We start from the raw sequence: 17,818 nt of genomic DNA, 5'->3' as shown, positions 1-17,818 counted from the left end.
AGCCCGTCCGCACCACGGTGTTGGCAGGTCAGCGCCCATGCTGACCGGTCGACCGCCGGGTTCGCCGGGGCTGATGGAGATATCGGCAGCTCATCCCGCCCGGCCAGCGTTCCGGAGTCGGGCACAGACGAGGAGTACGGCTTTGGCAGAGCAACTGCGTCTCATGGCCGTCCACGCCCATCCCGACGACGAGTCGAGCAAGGGCGCCGCGACCACGGCCAAGTACGTCGCCGAGGGGGTGGACGTACTGATCGTGACGTGTACCGGCGGGGAACGCGGCAGCGTGTTGAACCCCAAGCTGGACCGGCCGGAGGTCTGGAACAACATCGGCGAGATCCGGCGGGCCGAGATGGACGCCGCCCGGGCGATCCTCGGCGTCGAGCAGGCATGGCTGGGCTTCGTCGACTCGGGGCTGCCCGAGGGCGACCCGCTGCCGCCGTTGCCGGAGGGGTGCTTCGCCCTCCAGGACGTCGAGGTGGCGGCCGGCGCGCTGGTCCGGCTGATGCGTGAGTTCAAGCCGCACGTGGTGACCACGTACGACGAGGACGGCGGGTACCCGCACCCCGACCACATCATGTGTCACAAGGTCAGCATCGCGGCCTTCGAGGCGGCCGGCGACCCGGAGCGCTACCCGGACCTCGGCGACCCGTGGCAGCCGTTGAAGCTCTACTACGACATGGGCTTCTCCAAGAGCAAGGTCATCGCGCTGCACGAGGCGATGCTCGACGCCGGGCTGGAGTCCCCGTACGGCCCGTGGCTGGAGCGCTGGGAGGACCGGGAGGACAAGGGCCCCCGGGTCACCACCCGCGTGGAGTGCGGGGAGTACTTCCCGGTCCGCGACGACGCCCTGCGCGCCCACGCCACCCAGGTCGACCCGGACGGCTTCTGGTTCCACGTGCCGATGGAGCTGCAACGGCGCGCCTGGCCGACCGAGGACTTCGAGCTGGCCCGGTCGCTGGTCGACAGCCCGCTGCCCGAGTCCGACCTCTTCGCCGGGGTCCGGGAGAGGGCCCATGCCCGCTGACCGGGCCGGGGGATACCCTGGTCGTAGTCCGCAGACCGGAGGAAACCCATGCTGACCGCCGTGCAGGTGCTGGCCCAGAACAACTTCGGGGACACCCGTACCGGTGGTCTGGCCGGCCCGATGGGCCTGTTCCTCATCGTGGTTCTCGGCACGGCCACCGTGCTGCTGATCCGCAACATGAACGCCCGGCTGCGCCGCCTGCCGGACCGGTTCCCTGACCAGGGGCCGGCGACGAAGACCGCGAAGGTCGACCGGGAGGCCCCGACGACCGAGCGGGCAGTCGTTGATCCGACAGACCGCCCCACGTCGCCGTAGAAACCCGACGAACGCTCGGCACGCGTGCCAGCAGCATCGCAAGGCGTTCTTCCGGCATGATCCGGGTCGAATCGGGGTAACGCCCCCTGTTGTCGTCCCCCGGTTTGGCTTAGCCTTCCGCCGGGGGACCGTCAGCCCCCGAGCCGTGCGCGGAAGGGGGCGCCAGTGACCAACACAGCACCGGCTGCCCGCCGACAGGCCGGACAGCAGCCCGACGGAGGGGCGCCGTGACCCCGGACCGGGGCCACCGCGCGCTGGACCGGCTCGGTCTCCGGGACACCCCGGCCCGGGTACGTCTGCTCGTCGGCGCGCTCCTGGTGGTCGCGTTGACGGCCGCGATCGCCGGTTGCGCCGTGCCCGTCCGACTCGCCCCGGACGACCCGCTGCCCCCGCTGGCCCGGTTCGGCATCGCCGTCGCGGTGTTCGGTACCGCCCAGTTCGCCCGGCTGCGCTTCCGCGCCACGGCCGGAATGGTGAGCATCACCTGGGGTGAGGCCGCGCTGATCGTCTCGCTGTACCTGGCACCGGCCGGCTGGCTGCCGGCGGCGGCACTGGTCGGCACGGCGCTCGCCTGGGGCCTGCTGTCGCTGACCGACCGGCGTCCGGTCGTGGACCTCGTCCGGATAGTCGCCACCGTCACCGCCGCCACCGGCCTGGGCGTCGTGGTCACCAGCGCCCTCGGCCAACCGTTCCTCGCCCCGCCCACGCCGGCCCTCGCCCTCGCCCTGCTCGCCGGCGCGTCGACGTACCTGCTGACCGGTGCCGCCCTCGGCGGGCTCGCCCTCGCCCTGCGACACGGGATCACCGTCGCGCCGCCGGTCCTCGCGGCGCTGCGGGGCAAACTGCTGATGTTCGTCGGCAACGTCGTGGTCGGGCTGCTGGTCATCGCGCTGATCCGCCTCGATCCGCGCTGGCTGCTGCTCCTGCCGCCCCCGTGCTGGCTGCTCCAGCAGACCTACCGGCACCGGCTGCGGGCCGAGGAGGAACGCCGCACCTGGCGGACGTTCGCCGAGACCACCGGGACGCTCAACCAACTCGACGAGCGGGCCGTGGCCACGGCCGCCGTGACCGGCGCGCTCACCCTCTTCCGGGCCGAGTTGGTCGACGTCTACCTGGTCGGGGACGGCGGCCGTTGGCGGCGGTACCGGGGGGACGTCGGGGGACGGGTGGCCCAGCGGCAGTGCACCCCGCCGGAGCCCGCACCCGCCACCGGGAACGGACTGACCCGTACCCTCACCGTCGGCGCGACCCGGGTCGGCGAACTGCGGATCCGCCTCGCCGGCTCGACCGCCCCGAACGATTCCGAACAGGACGCCTTCACCGCGTTCGCGGACGCCCTGGCCGCCGCGCTGCACGACGCGGCGACGCACCGGGAACTGCGCCGGGTCGCCGAGCGGTCGTCGTACGACGCGGTGCACGACGCGCTCACCGGACTGGTCAACCGGGCCGCGCTGCTGTCCCGGGGGGACGAGGCGTTGCGGCAGCTTTCGCACGGTCACCCGGTGGCGTTGCTGCTGCTGGACGTCAACCACTTCAAAGAGGTCAACGACACACTCGGCCACAATGCCGGCGACCACCTGCTGCAACTGACCGCGAGCCGGCTGGGCTCCCTGGTCCGCCCCGGCGACCTGCTCGGCCGGCTCGGCGGCGACGAGTTCGCGCTGCTGACGACCGCCCTGCCGGTGGTCGACAACGGCAGCGCCCCAATGACGTACGCGCTGCGCCGGGCCCGGGAGATCGTGGAGCGGCTCGCCGCGCCGACCGAGGTGTCCGGGGTGCGGATGTCGACGGAGGTGTCGGTCGGGGTGGTGGTTGCCGGCGCCGGCACCGCCGACCTGGCCGAGCTGCTGCGCCGGGCCGACATCGCGATGTACCAGGCGAAGAAGGGCGGCGGCAGTGTCGCCTCGTACGACAACTCGCGGGACGCGGGCAGCACCGACCAACTGACCCTGCTGGCCGAGCTGCGCGAGGCGCTGGCCGTCGAGGACCAGCTCCAACTCGCCCTGCAACCGGCGGTGGACCTGGCCACCGGCGCGCCGACCGGGGTGGAGGCGCTGGTCCGCTGGCTGCACCCGCGTCGTGGCCTGCTCACCCCCGCCGACTTCATCGGCCCGGTCGAGCACAGCGAACAGCTCGGCGCCTTCACCCGGTACGTGCTGGACAAGGCCCTGGCCGTCGCCGCCGGCTGGGCCCGGGACGGCCTGGACGTGCCGATCTCGGTGAACATCTCGGCGCGTAGCCTGCTCGACCCCCGCCTGCCCGCCGAGATCGCCGAGGCGCTGCGCCGGCACGACGTCCCGCCGCGCCGGCTCGTCCTGGAGATCACCGAGACGGTGATGATGAGCGAGCTGGAGGTGGTCGACGAGGTCCTCGGCGCGCTCCGCGCGCTGGGTGTGCAGATCGCCGTGGACGACTTCGGCACCGGCTTCTCCTCGCTGACCTTCCTGACCCGGGTGCCGGTGGACGAGGTGAAGGTGGACCGTTCCTTCGTGATCCGGATGGCCGACTCGCCGGAGGCGGCGGCGATCGTCCGGACCACCGTCGGGCTCGCCCACGAGCTGGGGCTGCGGGTCGTCGCCGAGGGGGTGGAGACTGCCGAGCAGCGGATCGCCCTGGCCGAGCTGGGCTGCACCGCCGCCCAGGGCTACCACTTCTTCAAGCCGATGCCCGCCGACAAGATCTCCGCGGTGCTCGGGTCGCTGCTGGACTCGGCCACCGCGAACGTCTTCCCACTCCGCGCCGACGGGGCGTCCTGACCGCCGCGCCATCGCCGGTCGCCCTCGATCCACTCCAGTTGCGGCATGTCGGGGTGTCCCGCGCCGGTATGAGCCCGAGTTGCCGCAATCCGTGCTTGCCGTACGGATTATCGTCGTGCGGTGAATCGACTCGCCAAAGCCACCAGTCCGTACCTCCTCCAGCACGCCGACAACCCGGTCGACTGGTGGCCCTGGTGCGACGAGGCGTTCGCCGAGGCGAAACGGCGCGACGTGCCGGTGCTCGTCTCGATCGGCTACTCGGCCTGCCACTGGTGCCACGTCATGGCGCACGAGTCCTTCGAGGACGAGGCCGTGGGTCGCCTGATCGACGAGGGCTTCGTGGCGATCAAGGTGGACCGGGAGGAGCGGCCGGACGTCGACGCGGTCTACATGATCGCCACCCAGGCGATGACCGGGCAGGGTGGCTGGCCAATGACGGTCTTCGCCACCCCGGACGGCACCCCGTTCTTCTGCGGCACGTACTTCCCCAAGCCCAACTTCGTCCGGTTGCTCGAGTCGGTCGGCACCGCCTGGCGGGAGCAGCGCGACGCCGTACTCCGGCAGGGGGCCGCGGTGGTCGAGGCGATCGGCGGCGCGCAGGCCGTCGGCGGCCTCACCGCCCCGCTCACCGCCGAACTGCTCGACGCCGCCACCGACCAGCTCGCCAGCGAGTACGACGCCACGAACGGCGGGTTCGGCGGCGCACCGAAGTTCCCGCCGCATATGAACCTGCTCGCGCTGCTCCGGCACCATCAGCGCACCGGCTCCCGGCAGGCGCTGGAGATCGTCCGGCACACCTGCGAGGCGATGGCCCGGGGTGGCCTCCACGACCAGCTCGCCGGCGGGTTCGCCCGGTACTCGGTGGACGGCCACTGGACCGTGCCGCACTTCGAGAAGATGCTCTACGACAACGCCCTGCTGCTGCGGGTCTACACCCAGCTCTGGCGACTCACCGGGGATCCCCTGGCCGCCCGGGTGGCCCGGGACACCGCCCGGTTCATCGCCGACGAGCTGCACCGCCCCGGCGAGGGCTTCGCCTCCGCCCTCGACGCGGACACCGAGGGCGTCGAGGGACTCACCTACGTCTGGACCCCGGCCCAGCTCGTCGAGGTGCTGGGCGAGCAGGACGGCCGCTTCGCCGCCGACCTGTTCGGGGTCACCTCCACCGGCACCTTCGAAGCCGGCACGAGCGTGTTGCGGCTGGCCCGGGACGTCGACGACGCCGACCCGGCGGTGCAGGCCCGCTGGCAGGACGTCGTCCGCCGGCTGCTCGCCGCCCGGGACACCCGCCCCCAACCGGCCCGCGACGACAAGGTGGTCGCGGCCTGGAACGGCCTGGCGATCACCGCCATCGCGGAGTTCGTCCGCCTGGTCGAGACCCGGGGCGCGGCCGGCGAGGACACGGAGGACAACCTGCTGGAGGGCGTCACCATCGTCGCCGACGGCGCGATGCGGGACGCGGCCGAGCATCTCGCCACCGTGCACCTCGTCGACGGCCGGCTGCGCCGGGTCTCCCGGGACGGCGTGGTCGGCGAACCGGCTGGCGTGCTGGAGGACTACGGCTGTGTGGCCGAGGCGTTCTGCGCGATGCACCAGCTCACCGGCGAGGGACGCTGGCTGGACCTGGCCGGCGGGCTGCTGGACACCGCGCTGGCCCGGTTCGCCGCGCCTGACGGCGGCTTCTACGACACCGCCGACGACGCCGAACGGCTGGTCACCCGGCCGGCCGACCCGACCGACAACGCCACCCCGTCCGGCCGCTCGGCGATCGTCGCGGCGCTGGTCAGCTACGCGGCGTTGACCGGGCTGACCCGCTACCGGGAGGCCGCCGAGGCCGCCCTGGCCACCGTCGCCCCGCTGGTCGGTCGGCACGCCCGGTTCACCGGGTACGCGGCAGCCGTCGGCGAGGCGCTGCTCTCCGGTCCGTATGAGATCGCCGTGGTCACCGACGACCCGGCCGGGGACCCGCTGGTCGCCGCAGCGTACCGGCACGCCCCGCCCGGGGCGGTGGTCGTCGCCGGCCGGCCGGACCAGCCCGGGGTGCCGCTGCTCGCGGACCGCCCGATGGTCGACGGCCGCGCCACGGCGTACGTCTGTCAGGGTTTCGTCTGCCAACGCCCGGTCACCACCGTCGACGACCTGCTCACCCAGTTCACGTAGCCCACACCCGGCTGGGGTGGTAGGAGGGGACCCTTGTTACCGCTTTTTGCGTAGCAGGGGACCCCTGCAACCCAGGTCAGGCGGTGCGTGCCGGCACCCAGGGCGGCCCGGATAGGCTGGGCGCCGCTATGGACTCCCGTACCGGTCTCCCCGTTGTCGGCATGGTGGGCGGTGGCCAGTTGGCCCGGATGACCCACCAGGCCGCGATCGCCCTCGGCCAGTCACTGCGCGTGCTCGCCCTCACCCCCGACGACGGCGCGGCGCTGGTCGCCGCCGACGTGCGGTACGGCGACCACACCGACCTGGTGGCGCTGCGCACCTTCGCGAAGGGCTGCGACGTGGTCACCTTCGACCACGAGCACGTGCCGACCGAGCACATCCGCGCCCTGTCCGACGAGGGGGTGAAGCTCTACCCGCCGGCCGACGCCCTGGTGTACGCCCAGGACAAGCACGCGATGCGGGAACGGCTGACCGAACTCGGCGCGCCGGTGCCCGCCTGGCGGCCGGTCACTGCCCCCGCCGACCTGGTCGACTTCGGTACGACGACCGGCTGGCCGGTGGTCCTCAAGGCGGCTCGGGGCGGCTACGACGGCCGGGGCGTCTGGCTGGTCGACGACCCGGCCCAGGCGACCGAGCTGGCGGACACGCTACTCGCCGGGGGCACGTCGCTGATCGTGGAGGAGCGGGTACGGCTGCGCCGCGAGCTGGCCGTACAGGTGGCCCGTTCGCCGTTCGGGCAGGTCGCCGTCTACCCGGTGGTGGAGACGGTGCAGCGCGACGGCATCTGCGTCGAGGTGTTGGCCCCCGCGCCGGACCTGCCGGAGGAGCTGGCGGTCGTCGCCCAGCAGCTCGCCATCGACCTGGCCACCGCGCTCGGTGTGGTCGGCCTGCTCGCGGTCGAGCTCTTCGAAACCCCGACCGGGCTGGTGGTCAACGAGCTGGCCATGCGCCCGCACAACTCGGGGCACTGGACCATCGAGGGGGCCCGGACCTCGCAGTTCGAGCAGCACCTGCGGGCGGTTCTCGACTACCCGATGGGAGACACCTCGCTCACCGCGCCGGTCGTGGTGATGGCGAACGTGCTTGGCGGCGAGCCGGGTGGGATGCCGATCGACGAGCGACTGCACCACCTGTTCGCGGCCGAGCCCGGCGCCAAGGTGCACCTCTACGGCAAGCAGGTCCGGCCGGGTCGGAAGATCGGGCACGTCACGGTGCTCGGCACCGACCTCGACGACGTACGGGCGCGCGCCGCGCGAGCCGCCCGCTGGCTCCGCGACGGGAATGCCCAGTGAGCGTGAGGAGTGAGCTTGCGAGCCCCGCAGTCGTGAACAAGGGGCCAGATCGGTGAGCGCGAGGAATGAGCTCGCGAGCCACGCAGCCGGAGGAGAGGACAGCATGAGCACGGTCGGGCTGATCATGGGTAGTGACTCGGACTGGCCGACCATGCGGGCCGCCGCCGAGGCGCTGGACGAGTTCGGGGTGGCGTACGAGGTGGGCGTCGTCTCCGCCCACCGGACCCCGACCAAGATGATCGAGTACGCCCGCTCGGCCGCCGACCGGGGCCTGAAGGTGATCATCGCAGGTGCCGGTGGGGCCGCCCACCTGCCCGGCATGGTCGCCTCTGCCACCCCGCTGCCGGTGATCGGGGTGCCGGTGCCGTTGAAGCACCTGGACGGGATGGATTCGCTGCTCTCCATCGTGCAGATGCCGGCCGGTGTGCCGGTGGCCACCGTGTCGATCGGCGGTGCGCGCAACGCCGGTCTGCTCGCCGTCCGTATCCTCGCCGCCGCGGATCCGATCCTCCGGGAGCGGATGACGGCGTACCAGGCGAGCCTGGAACAGATGGTCGCCGAGAAGGAAGCCGCACTCCGCGCCTCGCTGGCCTGAGCGCCGTTCCCACCGCCCCGCCGAACCCCCGCCAGCTCTTGTCTGAGGTGGTAGCAGGGGACCCTTGCTACTCAAAAAGCGGTAACAGGGGACCCCTGCTACCACCTCAGCCCGGAGGGCGGCCGGGGCGGCAGTGCAGCGGGGCCGGTGGGTTCAGCGCATGCTGCGGAGGGCCGCCTGGAGGCGGTCCTGGGCGCGGCGGCGGCGCTCGTTGCTCGCGCCGAGCGCCAGCAGCACCAGGCCGACCAGGAGCAGCGCCAGCCAGGGCCCGAAACTGAACAGCGCGTGCAGCGCGGCGAACGCGGTGACCACCGCCCCGACGATCACCGGGGCCTGCTGCTGGGTCATCGAACCCCAGACCAGGACGGCCACCGCACCGAGCAGCAGGAACACCTGCCGGAGCATGCTGGAGTCGGTGGCCAGCACGATCGCCAGGGTCGGCAGGAACGCGACCACCAGCGCCGGCCCGTACGCCACCCAACTGCTCAGCTCCGGCCGCTCCCGCAGCTCCAGCACCCCGACCAGCAGGGCGAGGGCCGCGAACGGCAGCGTGTACGCCTCGGGCAGCGCCACGTCGGCGACCCGCATCAGGATCCACCAGGCGACGATCTCGCAGCCCACCACCGACCAGAACAGGATGCGCCGCTCGGTCGGGCGGCGGCCCGGCCGGGTGGCGGCCACCCCGAGCACCGCACCCCAGCCGGCCAGCAGAGCGGCGACGTGGCGCGGCGAGTCGAAGGCCAGGGCCAGCGCGATCAGCGCGGCGGCGTACCCGCTCCACTCCACGGTGGCCGCCTCACGGTGCGCCTCCGGCCGGCGGAGTCGGGGCAGCCGGGCGGCGAACACCTGGAGCGCCGCGCCGACTGCCAGCACCCCGAACGCGGACCAGATCGGGGCGAGCCCGGCGACCAGGCCGATGGTGAGCACCAGCAACTGGGCCATCAGCGAGGCGAACAGCCAGCCGAGGATGCGGGCCCGCTCGGAGCTGCCGAACAGCGCGGCGACCGTACCGACCGCGACCGCCCCGGCGAGGGTGAAGACGGTCAGTTCCCGGGTGGCCAGGCTGCCGGCCAATCCGGCCCCGCCGCCGGCGAGTCCGATGCCGAAGGTCAGCACCCGGGTCCAGCGCAGCGACCTGGCCCGCTCGGCTTCGGGCGGCGGTGGGGTCAGCGCCAACCCGAGCATCGCCAGGGCGAACACCGCCAGCGCGGCCAGGGTGGTCTGCGGCCAGCCCCGGCCGAGCGCGATCGGCGCGATGAGCACGGTGACCGCGAGTCCGGGCAGCACCACCGGGATCGCCCGGAAGTACTGTCCGCCGCTGAACGCGGTCGCGGCGAGCGCCGCGCAGACGGTGAGCAGCAGGGCGGTCAGCACGTGGGTCGGGTCGGCCGCGCCGGCCGGCGGCGTGAACAGTTGCGGCGGCGGGCCGTCCCAGATCCGCGACAGCGTCCCGTACGGCTCGACCAGCGCGACCACCAGGGCTGGTGCGATCGAGGCCACCGCCAGCGCGATCGGCAGCGCGGCGGCGGCGAGCGCGCCGGCCGCCGGGCTGACCCGCCAGCGGCGGTCGGCGATCCGGTCCGGCATCCGGCGCAGTGCCCCGTCGATCAGCACCGACCAGCGGCCGACCGGCTGGGCCGAGGTGGCCGGGGGCATGGTGGCGGCCCGGACCAGTTCGGCGAGGACACCGAGCAGGGCCGCCGCCGCCGCGAAGACCCCGACGGGCAGGCCGGTGAGGATCGCCCCCAGCGCGCTGACGGTGGCCCCGGCGGCCACGCCGAAACTCGCGTACGGCAGGTACTGCGGCACCCGCCGCCGGAGGGCGGCCACCGCCGCCACGCCGATGCTGGACGCGGCCAGCGCGCCGGTGAGCAGGACCTGGGGGCCGTGCCCGGCCTCGGCGGCCAGCGCGGCGACCACGCCGGGGAACGCGAGCAGGGCCGCCGCCGTGCCGAGACCACCGATCGTGACCAGGTGCGGCGGCATCCCGTCCAGCTCGATCCGCTCGGTCTGCCGGCCGGCGAACATCCGGGCCAGTCCGGCGACGGTCACCCCGACCAGCACCACGATGCTCAGCGCCAGCGCGGTGGTCCACGGGCGGACCAGCCCCGCACCGACCCCGTGCAGCGCCACCAGCGCGGCCACGGTGGCCCGGGAGAGCCCGGCCCGTGGGTCGGTCGCCGTGACGGCGGCCATCCCGAAGACGGTGGCGACCGTGCCACCGACCAGCACCGGCGACCACCAGGGCAGGTCGAACGCGGCAGGCGCACCGATGGTGGCCAGCACCGCCGCCGCGCCGGAGACGTCGTGCTTCCAGGGCTCGGGCAGGAGGATCGCGGCGGCGACACCGAGCAGGACCAGCGCCACCGGGGCCTGCGCGGTGGCGCCGCCGACGGGCGCGGCCGGCCAGCCGGTCAGGTCCCCCGCCCAGATCGGTCCGGGCACCGCGATCACCCCGAAGCCCCCGCGCAGGGCCATCCAGCCGGCCAGCGCACCGATGATCGCCCCGGCCACGGCCATGCCCAGGATCGGGCCACGTCGCCACTCGTCGGGCATCGTCCGGGCGGCGACCGCGACCAGCAGCACCAGCGCCGCCGCGACCAGCAGCTGCGCGCCGGGGACGAGCACCGCCGCGATCCGTAGCAGGGTGGCGACGAGCGCGGCGGTGGCCGCCGCCGCGGCGAGGTCGGCGCCGTCGAGGGCGAAGGCGGCCCGGCCCCGGGCGTCGATGGTCGGCGCGAGGAAGAGCAGCAGCGCGGCACCCAGCAGCAGCGCGGCGACCCAGGCGTCGGCGGAGGTGGTGCCGGGTGCGACGAAGGCCGCTCCGGCGACGACCAGCGCGCCCAGCCCGGCCCCGACCGCCAACGGGGGACTGATCTCCCGCTGCGACACCTGGACGATCGCCGCGTAACCGAGCGTCACGCAGACGGCCAGGAAGCTCGACGCGAGGATCGGGACGGTGATCTCCCGCTGGGCGGCCGGGGTGAGCACCGGACCGGCGGGGATCAGCGCGGCCACGAAGGCGGCCACCGCGCCCGGCAGGGCGAACGCCGCGCCCCCGGCGGCCCAGGCGGTGAGCATGTCCGCCGCTGTGGCCGAGGCGATCCGGACTCGGGGGGCGAGCGTCACCAGCACCGCGCCCACGAAGAGGGCGAGCAGCACGGCGGCGGTGAGCGCCGGCCGGGCCAGCGACGCCCCGGCGCCGACCAGCCCGACCACCCCGGCGGCGAGGACGTGCGCCCGGGCGGCCCGGACGGTGTGGGCGGAGAGGCCGACCACACCGATGCCGATCGCGGTGAGCACCAGCGGCCACGGCGCGACGGCCCAACCCAGCCCGAACGACGCCGGCACGGCCAGCGCGGTCACCGCGGCCCCGGTCACCGCGAACTCCCGGCGGATCTCCGTCGGGAGTGCGAGCACCGCCGCGACGGTGAGCAGCAGGGCGCTGACGGCGAGCTGCCAGCCGCCCGGACCGGCGGCCGCGTCGAGCACAGCCGGGTAGCGGTCGAGATCGGCTGCCCAGGCGGGCAGCGCCGCGCGGACCGGGGCGATCCCGGCGTACAGCGCGCCGGCCCCGACGACCAGCCCGGTGACGGTCAACGCCACCGCCGAGGCGAGCTGCGGCCCGCGCCGGATCCGGTCCGGGACCGCCCGGACGGCGACGCTGGTCAGCGCGATCACCAGGGAGACCAGCAGGACCACCTGGCCGGGCAGGACGACCGCGGCGACCCGACCCAGCGCGCCGATCACCGCGAGGGTGACGATTGCGGCACCGAGGTCGGGCAGGGGCGGGCGGCGCAGCGCCAGCGCCCCGGCCAGGGCCACCCCGGCGGCCAGCAGCAGCACGACCGCCGCACCCAGGACCGGCAACGGGGTGTCCGCGCGCAGCAGCCCGGTGACCGCGTACGCCAGGGCGAGCGCGAGGGCCACCCCGTGCAGCGCGAAGGTCAGGCCCGCGAGCCAGGGCACCGGTCGGGCCGGAGCCGCCGGACGGGGCACGGTCCGGTCCGCTCGGGTGGTGGTCGAGGGGTCACCGAGGACCTCGCCGGCCTCCTCCGGCGCGCCCTCCGGTCGGGCCGTGGCCCGGCGCTCCCAGTCCGGGTCCGGCAGCGACGGGGTGACCGGACGTTCGAGGGTGAGTGGGGACCGGGCCAGCCAGAGGTCGATCGCGGCGACCACGGTGAAGACCAGGGCCCAGCCGGCGGCACCGCCCACCAGGTTGACGGCGAGCAGCGGCAGCACCGGCTGGACGGCGAGCACGGCGGCGAAGCGGGGCACCCGCAGGCCCGTCCAGTGTGCGTAGCCGTAGCCGACCCCGGCGGTGAGCGCGAAGACCAGCCCGGCGAAGACCGTACCGGGGACCGCCCCTGACCCGGACAGCGCCACGGCGTAGAGCGCGTACCCGTCCAGCGGCACCAGGACGAGCCCGACCGCGGTGATCGTCTCGGCCGTGGAGACCAGCCCTCGGCGCGCGACCACGGGCGCGGTGAGCAGCATCAGCGCGGTCGCGGCGAGGAGGATGAGCAACTGGGTCAGCGCGTCCATCGAGGACGTCGCCACCCCGGCGAAGACCACCGCGGCGACGCCGATGAGCAGCGCGCCCAGGCCGAGCGGGATGTTCTGCACCTCCCGCGAGGACGCCTCCGGCGGGTGCTCCGGGTCGTCCGCGTCGAGCCAGGCGGCGGTGGTGGTGGTCGGTGGTGGGCCGTCCGATGATCCGGTCCCCTGGCGGGGCACCCGGCGCGGGGCGTCGGTCGGCGAGCCGGTCGGGGAGCCGGTGGCGGCGGCGCCGGTCGGCGTATCGGAGGTCCGGCGCGCGGCGCGGCGGCGCAGCAGCACCCGGCGAGGCTTGGTGGCCTGTTTCAGCTTCTCCTCGCCGGCCGCCGCGAGGATGTCCCGCTGGAAGAGCGCCGTCTGCATTTTCTGGGCGATCTGCCGCTGCTCGCGGGCGATCTCGGCCTCCCGCACCTTCATCTCGGCGATGGAGCGTTCGACCTTGGCGATGTGCGCGGCCCACTGTGGCTGTTCGGCCCCGCACACGGGACAGCGGCGGGCCGGCTTGATTTCCTGGCCGCACGAGGAGCACTGGAAGCTAGCCACGAGTTACCCCTCCGACCGATTGCCCCGCACTGTGGAATCCCACTGTGGCAGCATGCCCAAACCCGGCACGGATTTCGATAGTTGCCGCCGCGTCGCGGACAGAAAAGTCGCGGACACACGTAGGGCCGGTCGCGGAGAGTGCTCCCCGACCGGCCCCGGTCACGCGATCAGGGGCGGCCCATGCCCCGGTACTGCCAGCCGGCCTGGACCCAGAGTGCCGAGTCCAGGCAGTTGCGCCCGTCCACCACCCGGCGCTCGGCGACCAGTTCGCCGAGGGCGACCGGGTCGGCGTTGCGGAAGTCGGCCCACTCGGTGAGGACGCAGACCAGGTCGGCCCCGGTCACCGCCTCGTTCATGCTCGGCTCGTAGCTCAGCTCGGGCATCGCCCGGCGGGCGTTCTCCATGCCCTGCGGGTCGTAGACGCGTACGTCCGCGCCGGCCTTGCCGAGCAGCGCGGCCACGGCGAGCGCCGGGGCGTCCCGGACGTCGTCGGTGTTGGGCTTGAAGGTGGCCCCGAGCACCGCGATCCGGGTGCCGGTGAGATCCGGGCCGGCCGGACCGTACCGGCGGCCGAGCAGGTCGGCGGCGAGTTGCAGCACCCGGCTGCGGCGGCGCAGGTTGATCAGGTCGACCTCGTGCAGGAAGCGCAGTGCCTCGCCGGCCCCCAGCTCCTGGGCGCGGGCCTGGAAGGCGCGGATGTCCTTGGGCAGGCACGCGCCGCCGAAGCCGAGCCCGGCCTGGAGGAAGCGGTTGCCGATCCGGGGGTCGTACCCGATGGCCCGGGCGAGCTGGGTGACGTCGCCGCCGGAGGCCTCGCAGACCTCGGCCATCGCGTTGATGAAGGAGATCTTGGTGGCGAGGAAGGCGTTCGCGGCGACCTTGACCAGCTCGGCGGTGGCGAAGTCGGTGACCACCAGCGGCACCTCGCGGTCCTCGGTGGCGGCCAGGTCGAAGACGCCCTTGTGGGCGGCGTAGAGCATGCCGTTGGCCCACTCGCTCTTCACCCCGACCACGATCCGGTTGGGGCGCAGCACGTCGTCGACGGCGAAGCCCTCCTGGAGGAACTCGGGGCTCCACGCCACCTCGATGCCCAGGTCGGGGGAGCTGTGCTTGCCGACGAGCTGCTCGACCCACTCGGCCGTGCCGACCGGCACGGTGGACTTGCCGACGATCAGCGCCTTGCGGGTGAGGTGCTGGGCCAGGCTGGTGACCGACGCCTCGACGTAGGTGAGGTCGGCACCGAGGCCGTCGGCGCGCTGCGGGGTGCCCACACAGATGAAGTGCACGTCACCGAATGCGGCGGTCTCGGCGATGTCGGTGCTGAACCGCAGCCGGCCGGCGGCCAGGTTGCGCTTGAGCAGTTCGTCCAGGCCGGGCTCGTGGATCGGCACCTCGCCCGCGTTCAGCTTGGCGATCTTGTCTACGTCGACGTCGTAGCCGAGCACCTCGTAGCCGAGTTCTGCGTAGCAGATGGCGTACGTCGCACCGAGGTAGCCGGTGCCGAGGAAGGTGACCCGGGGCCGGGGAGCACCGGAGGGGGGTGTCACCGCCGGGATCGCCGGCATCGGCTGGGTGTTCGGGTACGGGATCGTCACGCCTGTCTTCTCCGCTCGCGCTGGCGGCGCTTCGTTGCGTCGCAATCGGCCGCGGCGCCTCGCCGGGCACCGCATGACAGCTTTGCCGTCTTCATGGTCCGCCGACGCTGTAGGGGTCGTCGAGCAGGAGCCTACGCGCCGGTAACTATCACTGAACTCTGGTCGCTATCCTCAGTCTGCGTCGTCCGTGACCCACGAAGCCACGGTCTGCGCATGATAGCGGTGAAGGGGAGGGCCCAACATGGCCGCAGAGCAGTCGTTCGACGTCTATCGGTTACCCGAGGAGCACGAGGCGATCCGGGAGGCGGTCCGGGAGGTCTGTGAGGCGAAGGTCGCCCCGCACGCCGCCGAGGCCGACGAAACCGGCGAATTCCCCAAGGCGTCGTACGACGCCCTGCGGGCCGCCGACTTCCACGCTCCGCACATTCCGACCGAGTACGGTGGTGCCGGCGCGGACGCCCTGGCCACGGCCATCGTGATCGAGGAGGTGGCCCGCGCCTGCGGCGCGTCCTCGCTGATCCCGGCGGTCAACAAGCTCGGCACCATGCCGCTGCTGCTGGCCGCCTCCGAGGAACTGAAGCGGCGTTACCTGACCCCGGTCGCCGCCGGCGAGGCGATGTTCTCGTACTGCCTCTCCGAGCCGGAGGCGGGCAGCGACGCGGCCTCGATGACCACCCGGGCGGTCCGTGACGGGGATCACTGGGTGCTCAACGGGGTCAAGCGGTGGATCACCAACGCCGGGGTCTCCGAGTTCTACACGGTCTTCGCCGTGACCGATCCCACAGCCCGGTCCAGGGGAATCTCCGCCTTCGTGGTGGAGAAGTCGGACCCGGGGGTCAGCTTCGGCGCCCCGGAGAAGAAGCTCGGCATCAAGGGTTCGCCCACCCGGGAGGTCTACTTCGACGAGGTGCGCATCCCGGCCGACCGGATGATCGGCGCGGAGGGCACCGGCTTCGCGACGGCCATGCGGACCCTGGACCACACCCGGGTCACCATCGCCGCCCAGGCGATCGGCATCGCCCAGGGCGCGCTCGACTACGCCAAGGGGTACGTCAAGGAGCGCAAGCAGTTCGGCAAGCCGGTGGCGGAGTTCCAGGGCATCCAGTTCATGGTCGCCGACATGGGCATGAAGCTGGAGGCGGCCCGGCAGCTCACCTACGTGGCAGCCGGCAAGTCCGAGCGGGGCGACGCCGACCTGACCTACTTCGGGGCGGCGGCGAAGTGCTTCGCCTCGGACGCCGCCATGGAGATCACCACCGACGCCGTCCAGCTCCTCGGCGGTTACGGGTACACCCGGGACTACCCGGTCGAGCGGATGATGCGGGACGCCAAGATCACCCAGATCTACGAGGGCACCAACCAGGTGCAGCGCATCGTCATGGCCCGGCAGCTCCTGCGCGACTGACCTCGTCGGACGGAGTCGGCCCCAGAGGGTCGACGCGGGTCACGCGACTGGCCGGCACGCCCGGCCGGTCGCGCCGCGTGTTCCGGTCGTGCTGGTCGTGCCGCGCGTCCCGGTCGTGCTGGTCGCGCCGCGTGTTCCGGTCGTGCTGGTCGCGTCGCGCGTCCCGGCCGGGACGCGCGACGCGACCGTGCTGTGCGTCCTGGTCGTGCTGCGTGCCCCGGTCGTGTCGACCGATGCCTGACCGGTCGTCGCCCGGTGCAACTGCTCCACCAGCAGTTGGCCGGGCGGGGTGAGCCGGTCGCCGGCGAGCAGCAGCTCGGCCACCTCCCGGCAGGCGGACCGGGCCTGGCGGAACTCCGTCCGGGCCCGCCGGAGTCCGTCCGGCCGCGCCTCGTGGTGCTGCTGGCGAAGCCAGAACCGGGCTACGCAGGCGTGCGCGTAGAGCCCTTGGAGCAGGGCCGGCAGCGGACGCGGTCCGACCCGCCAGGGCGCGGGGAACCGGACGTCGTCCCCGGGCCGCAGCAGCGGAAAGAGATTCTCCAACGCGGCGAGCTTGTTGTGGGCCAACTCGTGCACCAGGGTCGCCGCCGTGGTCGTCGCCTCCCCGCCACCGCAGAGCGCGACGCACCCCACGCCGACCGGGAAGGTGCCGCTGATCAGCGCCGCCCCCGCCTCCGCCGGCACGCCGGAGCCGGTCAGCTCAGGGGCCCCGGGCGGCAGCGGCATGACCATGGAGATCGCGGCGGCCAGTTCGGCGGCGTACTCCCGGTGGTGGGTGGCGAGCAGCCGCCAGGCCGGGGCGAGCGACATCCGCCACCGCGCCGCCTCGTCGGGGCGTACCGGGGTGGCCGGGCGGGAGAGCGACCAGAGGTCGTCCAGCCGCAGGTCCAGGCCGCCCCCGGCGTGCAGCCGGGGCGCCGGCCACCACTGCGCGCCGGGGCGCAGCGGTACGCCGTCGACGGTCACCCCGTCGGCGGTGACGGCCAGTTCGACGTACGCGGGAGCGTCCGGGGCGAGCCGCACGTGACCCGTCATGGGCAGCGGGAACGCCGACCCGGGTGGGGTCGGGAACCCGATCGCCACCGGCGTACGGGCCTGCCGGGCCGCCGCCGCGACGACCGGCCCGAGCATGGCCGGCCAGGCCGCCGCGTGGGGTCCGTCGCCGGTGCTGTCCTGACCGAGGTGGCCGACCGGCGCCAACCGGGCGAGCGTCTCCGCCGCCCAGGCGCTCACGCTGGGGTACGTCAGCACCCGCCGGACCGCCCCCGGGGCGGTCCGGCGGAGTTCGCCGAGCAGCCCCCACGCCCGCCGGACCAGATCGGTGTGCGGGTGGTCGAGGTCGGCGCACCGTTCCACGAGTTCACGCAGCGTCAGCAGGTTCCGGCTGTACTGGGCGGCCAGCAGGGTCCGGACGGCGGACGGCCCGCCACCACCCCGGGCCAGCGACAGAAACGTTCCGGCGGACATCACGTGTCGGTCGGTCCACATCGACGACCGTCCCGGATCACGCACCGTTCCCCCGATATGACTGCTGAATATCGATGAACGCTACGATATGTTACTGGCGGGGCGCTGG

The 17,818-nt window shown here is 73.6% G+C and carries 10 protein-coding genes; 7 read left to right on the top strand and 3 right to left on the bottom strand.

Going from position 1 to position 17,818, the window contains the following annotated elements:
- Positions 1-142 precede the first annotated feature (142 nt).
- The 6 genes from mca to purE all read left to right on the top strand — a co-directional run bounded on the left by mca (position 143) and on the right by purE (position 8,142).
- On the top strand, positions 143-1,024 hold the full coding sequence (mca, locus tag GA0074692_RS20230) for a mycothiol conjugate amidase Mca (RefSeq protein WP_091646766.1): 882 nt from the start codon (positions 143-145) through the stop codon (positions 1,022-1,024).
- A gap of 48 nt (positions 1,025-1,072) precedes the next feature.
- The gene (locus GA0074692_RS20225; RefSeq protein ID WP_091646765.1) at positions 1,073-1,339 is read left to right on the top strand and encodes a hypothetical protein; all 267 of its coding nucleotides are present in this window, start codon (positions 1,073-1,075) and stop codon (positions 1,337-1,339) included.
- A 254-nt stretch (positions 1,340-1,593) separates the two neighbouring features.
- A complete protein-coding gene (locus tag GA0074692_RS20220; protein ID WP_176738719.1) occupies positions 1,594-4,095 on the top strand; it encodes a putative bifunctional diguanylate cyclase/phosphodiesterase in 2,502 nt (833 codons plus the stop codon).
- Between the two features lie 120 nt (positions 4,096-4,215).
- Positions 4,216-6,255 (top strand): thioredoxin domain-containing protein, encoded by a 2,040-nt coding sequence (locus GA0074692_RS20215; protein ID WP_091646763.1) that lies wholly within the window; start codon positions 4,216-4,218, stop codon positions 6,253-6,255.
- Between the two features lie 128 nt (positions 6,256-6,383).
- The gene (locus GA0074692_RS20210) at positions 6,384-7,547 is read left to right on the top strand and encodes a 5-(carboxyamino)imidazole ribonucleotide synthase (protein WP_091646762.1); all 1,164 of its coding nucleotides are present in this window, start codon (positions 6,384-6,386) and stop codon (positions 7,545-7,547) included.
- Between the two features lie 103 nt (positions 7,548-7,650).
- Positions 7,651-8,142: a 5-(carboxyamino)imidazole ribonucleotide mutase gene (gene purE, locus GA0074692_RS20205; RefSeq protein ID WP_091646761.1), complete on the top strand. Its 492-nt coding sequence runs from the start codon at positions 7,651-7,653 to the stop codon at positions 8,140-8,142.
- A 153-nt stretch (positions 8,143-8,295) separates the two neighbouring features.
- On the opposite strand, the gene GA0074692_RS20200 is transcribed toward purE, so the two are convergent.
- Together GA0074692_RS20200 and GA0074692_RS20195 are read right to left on the bottom strand one after the other, a co-directional pair.
- Entirely contained in the window at positions 8,296-13,242 is a 4,947-nt protein-coding gene (locus GA0074692_RS20200) for an SCO7613 C-terminal domain-containing membrane protein (protein ID WP_091646760.1), read from the bottom strand.
- Between the two features lie 167 nt (positions 13,243-13,409).
- Positions 13,410-14,837, bottom strand: a complete 1,428-nt coding sequence (locus GA0074692_RS20195) for a UDP-glucose dehydrogenase family protein (protein WP_091646759.1) — start codon at positions 14,835-14,837, stop codon at positions 13,410-13,412.
- Between the two features lie 241 nt (positions 14,838-15,078).
- Between GA0074692_RS20195 and GA0074692_RS20190 the strand changes: the two genes are divergently transcribed.
- Positions 15,079-16,242 (top strand): acyl-CoA dehydrogenase family protein, encoded by a 1,164-nt coding sequence (locus tag GA0074692_RS20190; RefSeq protein WP_091646758.1) that lies wholly within the window; start codon positions 15,079-15,081, stop codon positions 16,240-16,242.
- Positions 16,243-16,281: 39 nt separating this feature from the next.
- Here GA0074692_RS20190 and GA0074692_RS20185 read toward each other — a convergent pair whose 3' ends face one another.
- Positions 16,282-17,754, bottom strand: a complete 1,473-nt coding sequence (locus tag GA0074692_RS20185) for an aKG-HExxH-type peptide beta-hydroxylase (protein ID WP_141725355.1) — start codon at positions 17,752-17,754, stop codon at positions 16,282-16,284.
- Between the last annotated feature and the right edge of the window lie 64 nt (positions 17,755-17,818).

Origin of the sequence: Micromonospora pallida, from assembly GCF_900090325.1 — a bacterium.
Lineage (GTDB): Bacteria > Actinomycetota > Actinomycetes > Mycobacteriales > Micromonosporaceae > Micromonospora > Micromonospora pallida.
Note: the sequence above shows the minus strand (reverse complement) of the source record. Positions and strands in the feature narration are given on the sequence as shown.